The 5,965-nt window shown below is 69.6% G+C and carries 3 protein-coding genes; 1 reads left to right on the forward strand and 2 read right to left on the reverse strand.

Translation table 11 applies throughout. The features are described from left to right. Both OOT08_RS01000 and OOT08_RS01005 read right to left on the reverse strand, forming a co-directional pair. A partial coding sequence (locus tag OOT08_RS01000) for an APC family permease (RefSeq protein WP_325090725.1) occupies positions 1-1,445 on the reverse strand: 1,445 nt, incomplete at its 3' end. 284 nt (positions 1,446-1,729) lie between these two features. Next, positions 1,730-2,950 (reverse strand): DNA polymerase IV, encoded by a 1,221-nt coding sequence (locus OOT08_RS01005; protein ID WP_325090726.1) that lies wholly within the window; start codon positions 2,948-2,950, stop codon positions 1,730-1,732. Between the two features lie 1,960 nt (positions 2,951-4,910). Here OOT08_RS01005 and OOT08_RS01010 point away from each other — a divergent pair. Continuing rightward, positions 4,911-5,965 (forward strand): DUF222 domain-containing protein (locus OOT08_RS01010; protein ID WP_325090727.1); only part of this gene is annotated, 1,055 nt, incomplete at its 3' end.

Raw genomic sequence — 5,965 nt, forward strand, 5'->3', positions numbered from 1 at the left:
CCGAGGATACCGACCAGGCCGATCCCGGCGATGTTGCTGCCGGAGCCGAACTCGGGGTCCATGCTGTCCACGGTCGTCTGCACGAACACGACGAGCAGGATGATACCGCCGAGCCCCGGCAGGATCACCTTGCTCATCGCGGAGCCGAAGGACGAGAAGGCGGTCTTCCGGAAGTACCAGCTGCTCGCGAGCGCGGTGATGCCGTAGTAGAAACAGACCATCATGCCGAGGGCCGTGATCGTGTCCCACAGGGCGTCCTCGCTCACGACGCGCATCACGGCGTAGAACACCGACGCGACGACGGAGGAGGCCATGAGGGCGATGTGCGGCGACTTGAACTTCGGGTGGATCTTCTTCAGCGCGGGCGGCACAGCGCCGTAGTGGCCCATCGCCAGCAGGGTGCGCGCCGGGGAGATCGCGGTCGAGTTGATCGAGCTCATGGCGCTCACGAGGATCGCCAGGGTCAGCAGGATCGCGGCCGGGCCCATCACGGGGTGCGCGAGGGCGGCGAAGACGTTCTCGGCGATCTTCGAGTTGGTGAGCCCCGTGGGGCCGTCCCCAATGCCGGCGTAGGCGACCGTCGCGGTCGCGGTGGCGACGTAGAGGAACACGAGCAGGCCGACCAGGATCATCGCGGCCTTGCCCTCGGTCGAGAGCCGACCCTTGGAGGGCTTGGTCTCCTCGCCCATCGTGAGGACGGTGTCCCAGCCCCAGTAGACGAAGATCGACACGGCGATTCCGGCGGAGAAGGCGCTGAAGCTGCTGACCTCGAAGGGGTTGAACCAGGACAGCTCCGGGGTCAGGCCCTCGGTGTTCTTCGGGTCCTGCGAGCCGACGAACATGGCGACGATGAACCAGATGAGCACGGCCATCTGGAAGACGACGGTGATGTACTGGAAGATCTTCGTCGAGGTCATGCCCCGGTAGGAAATGATGGTCGCCATCAGCATGAAGCCGAGGCAGACGAGCACGTTGATGCCGACGTTCTTCGAGAGGTCGGCGATGCCGGGGTCGCCCATCATGATCGCGAGGGATTCGAAGAGGAAGTCGACAGCGATGCCAGCGAGGTTTGAGAGCACGAGCACGGTGGCCGCGATGAGGCCCCAGCCGGCCATCCAGCCAACCCAGGGGCCAAAGGCGCGCGTTGCCCAGGTGAAGGAGGTGCCAGAGTCGGGCATCGCAGCGTTGAGCGCGCGGTACCCGAGAGCGACCAGCAGCATGGGCAGGAAGCCCATCAGGAAGATCGCGGGGGTCTGCAGGCCGACCTCACTCGCGGCGGGGCCAACCGCGGCGGTGAGGGTGTAAGCGGGTGCGCAGACCGAAAGGCCAATTACGAGCGCCCCAAGGACGCCGACGCTCCCGGTGGGCAGCCCTTTTCGGCTGATTCCGGTCGCGGAGTCAAGTGCCCGAGTCGGAGGACTGGGCGTGTTCACGTCGGTGTGCATGCATTCGCTCTCTGTTGGTGCTGGCGCGTGTCACGGGAGCCCCGAAAGAACCCCCTCGCTCGACAGATTTCCGCGGTTGTGCGGTCACCCGTCCGACGTACATCCTAAGCCCGATCGCGAACTGATGTCTGACGACACCCAGTTTTCACGGATTCGTGGCGATTTGGTGAATATGCTTCGGTTTCCGTGCCGGATCTTGGATTTCTGCGGGGTATTCATTCTTGCGCCTCCGCCGCCACGGCGGTTTTCGACAATTGCTGTTTTCGCGCTCCCGGGGCGGCCGCTCAGGCCTCGGGATCGCGCAGGGAGCGGGCATCCACGACCCCGTCCCGCGCCGTGATCAGGCGGGCCGGTCGGAGCCCCGCCGAGCCGAAGCGGGCCCGGATCCCGTCGGCGGTCTGATCGACGACCCGCTGCTCGTCATCGTCGCTCCACAGGCCAAGGAGGGCATCCTCGGCATCCATCAGCTGCTCGGCGCGCACGCCGATGAGGCGCACGCGCTGGCCCGCCGAGTCGAGCTGCGCCAGCAGGCTGCGCGCGGTCGAGACGATGCGGTGGCTCGTGTCGGTGGGCTCCGAGAGCGTCTGCGAGCGGGTCACGGTGGTGAAGTCCGACCAGCGGACCTTGATCGCCACCGTCCGGGCGCGGAGCCCCTTCTTCCGCAGCCGCTCCCCCACCGCCTGGGACAGCCGGAGGAGCTCACGGTCGAGCACCCGCGGATCGGCGACGTCGTGGGCGAAGGTCTCCTCGTGCCCGATCGACTTCTCCTGGTGCTCGATCTCGACGCCGCGGGCGTCTCGGCCGTTCGCGAGGTCGTGCAGTTTCTGCGCGGCGGCCTGGCCCACGAGGTTGCGCAGGCTCGGAAGCGGTTCGGTGGCCAGGTCGCCCACGGTGCGGATACCGCGGGATTCGAGCGATTTCTGGGTGGCGGGGCCGACGCCCCACATCGCGCCAACGGGCAACGGATGCAGGAACTCCAGGGTGTGCTCGGGCTCGATGACGAGTACCCCATCGGGCTTGGCGCGCTGGGAAGCCAGCTTGGCAATGAACTTGGTTCCCGCGACCCCGACCGAGCAGGGCAGGCCCGTTTCCTGCCGCACTCGCTCGCGCAGTAGCTCCGCGATCCTCGGCGCGGGGCCGAAGAGCCGTTCCGCTCCCGCCACATCGAGGAAGGCCTCATCGATCGAGAGAGGCTCAACGAGCGGGGTGAACTCGCGGAAGATCGCCATGACGCGTTTGGAGTACGCCGAGTACTTCCCCATCGTGGGCGGGATGATGATCAGCTGCGGGCAGCGCTGCTTCGCCATCTGAATCGGCATCGCCGAGCGCACGCCGAAGCGGCGCGCCTCGTAGGTGCAACTCGACACCACCGAGCGACCGGTGTCGTGCGCGATGGCGACGGGTCTGCCGATCAGTTCTGGGCGCTCCAAGAGCTCCACGGAGGCGAAGAACGCGTCCATGTCCACGTGCAGCACGGTTGGGCGGCTGCGGGGTCTCTCTGTCACCCCTCTATTCCACCACGTTCCCCCGACAAGCCGCCCGGAGCCGCGGCCCCGACTCGTTCCCGTGTCCGAGATCCCGGCTCCCGCCTGCCCCTGATCCTCTTCCCGAGCTCCGCCGTCGTCCCCGAGCACCGACGCGGCCCCCGGGTTCCGCCCGCGGCGGGTCGTGCTGCCTGCGGACGGCGCGATGCCCAGACGCGGCACTGACCCGAAGGGCTCCCACAGTGGCGTGTGTGCCCGGAGGCGCACTCCGACAACTCGCACGAGTTTCAGCCGTGGCGCCGCGATCCACGCGTCCCGCACCCCGGCAAACGGGAAGGTCCGTGGTCCTTGTTCCCGCCTGCACATGACCCTCTTCCCCAACACCGCCGCCGCCCCCGGGTTCCTCCGTGGTGAGGTGGTTGTGACGGTGTGGGCCGTTCGGCGCGGTGGTCTCACGCGGGCCCGGTCGGTCGGCGCGGTGAGAACCTTGAACGGCCCAGGATCTGAGCGGCACGCTCGGATTTCCGTCGTACCGCAGCGGTCCACGCACCCCGCACCCCGGCGAACGCGAGTGTCGGTGGTCCCGGTTTCGGTCTGCACATGACCCTCCTCCCCAGCACCGATGCCACCGCCCCCGGGCTTCCGCCCGGGCAGGGTGGTGCGGCCTCCGTGGACGGCCAGATTCCCAGGGGCAGCCCGGCACCGAGGGGCTCTCACACTGGTCTGTTTAGACGGGGGCGCACTCCGGCAAACGCGCATGTCGGTGGTCCCGTTTCCGGTCTGCACATGAACGTCTTCCCCAGCACCGATGCCGCCTCCCCCGGGTTCCACCCGGGCGAGGCCGCGCCGCCTCCGCGGACGGCGCGATGCCCGGGCGCGGCCCCGCACCGAGGGGCTCCCACGGTGGCGTGTTTCCACGGTTCCGTACTCTGGCAGCACGCGCGAATGACCGCCGTGCCGCCGCGGTCCACGCGCCCCGCACCCCGGCAAACGCGAATGTCAGTGGCCCCGGTGACGGTCTGCACATGAACGTCATCCCGAGCACCGATGCCGCCCTCCCCGGGTTCTCCCCGGACGGGGCCGTGCCGCCTCCGCGAACGACCCAATTCCGTGGTGCGGAGCTGCCCCCAGGGGCTCCCGCGGTGCTGTGTTTCCACAGTGGCGCACTCCGACAACTCGCTCGGTTCACCGCCGTGCCGGCGCGGTCAATGCGTCCCGCACCCCGGCAAACGCGAATGTCGGTGGCCCCGGTGACGGTCTGCACATGAACGTCTTCCCCAGCGCTAACGCCACCGTTCCCGGGTTCCGCCTGGGCGGGGCCGCGCTGCCTCCGCGGACGGCACGATGCCCGGGCGCAGCCCTGCACCGAGGGGCTCCAGCGGTGGCGTGTTTCCACGGTTCCGCACTCCGACAGCACGCGCGAATTTCAGCCGTGCCGCCACGGTCCACGCGCCCCACGCCCCACCAAACGCGAATGTCAGTGGTCCCGGTTATGGTCTGCACATGAACCTCTTCCCGAACGCCGACGCCCCCTTCCCCGGGTTCCACCCGGGCGGGGTCGTCCCGCCTCCGCGGACGGCGCAATTCCGAGGTGCCGACCTGCCCCCTGGCGCTCCCGCGGTGGTGTGTTTCTACAGTGGTTCACTCCGACAACTCGCGCGAAAGACCACCGTGTCGGTGCGGTCCACGCGTCCCGTATCTCGGCAAACGCGAATGTCGGTGGTCCCGGTTACGGTCTGCACATGAACTTCTTCCCGAGTACCGCCGCACCCGCCCCCGGGTTCCGCCCGGTCGGGGTCGCCCCGCCTCCGCGGACGGCGCGATGCCCGGGCGCGGCCCTACACCGAGGGGCTCCCGCGGTGGTGTATTTCCACGGTTCCGCACTCCGGCAGCACGCCCGAATGACCGCCGTGCCGCCGCGGTCCACGCGCCCCGCACCCCGGCAAACTCGAATGTCAGTGGTCCCAGTTACGGTCTGCACATGAACGTCTTCCCGAGCACCGATGCCACCTACCCCGGGTTCCACCCGGGCGGGGTCGCAGCGCCCGGGAACGCCGCGGAAACGTCATCGTCTGAGACCGTCGCCCCAGAGAATCGCGCGGCTGCGACAGTGACGATTCCGCTCACGGTCGCCGGTCTCACCGAGGCCGCGCACCTGATCCTCACCGCGCTCCGCGACGAAGCCGCCCGCGCGCTCGCCGAGGAACGCGCCGCGGCCCGAGACACCGCCGGTGCCGGGCAAGGCGTCCTCGACTGGGGTGGCGGACTCCAGGGCGTCCCCCTCGCCGAGGATGGCTCCGAAGGGGCCCTGCACCCCGCGACGGCCCGCCGCCATGAGCGCATTCTCCGCGATCTGGCGGCCGTCGAAGGGCTGGCCCGACACGTGGACGCCGCCCGGGTCTGGGCAGCGGGCCGCGCCGACGAGGCCTCCGCCCGCGAATACGGGTCCGAAGGCCTGGCCCGGCAACAAAACTTTCGCTCGCCCGGCGCGCTCACCGCGTCGGTGACCGGTGTTTCCGAGCGCACCGCCCGGCAGCGCATCCGGCTCGCGAAGCGCACCCGCACCGCGACGAATCTTTTGGGCGAGCCGGTGCCCGGCCCGTTTCCCGCGGTCGCGGCGGCCCTGGACGCGGGCGAGCTCGGCACCGACGCCGCGGAGGTGATTGTCGCCGGGCTCTCCCGCGTCACCAAGCGAATCGGAGCGAGCGAGCAGACAGCTGCCGCCGAGCGGGAACTCGTCGCCCTCGCCGGGTCCGACACGGGCGGCCTCCGGCACAGCGCCGAGGAGGTGGCCAGGCTCACCGAGCACGCCGTCGAACTCCTCGACCCCGACGGAGCCGCCCCCGACGAGGCCGAACGCCGTCAGAAGCGTTTCCTGCGGCTGACGCCGCTCGCTGACGGGATGACCCGGCTCACCGGGCTCCTCGACCCGGAATCCGCCGCGATCATGACCGCGCTCGTGACCCCAACGGAGCGGGAACGGGCCAAAGAGTGGGCGGAGCACCAGCGCGCGGAGGAAACGGGCGCAGACGCGCA

Source organism: Leucobacter sp. M11 (assembly GCF_035726885.1).
Classification (GTDB): Bacteria; Actinomycetota; Actinomycetes; order Actinomycetales; family Microbacteriaceae; genus JAPFRB01.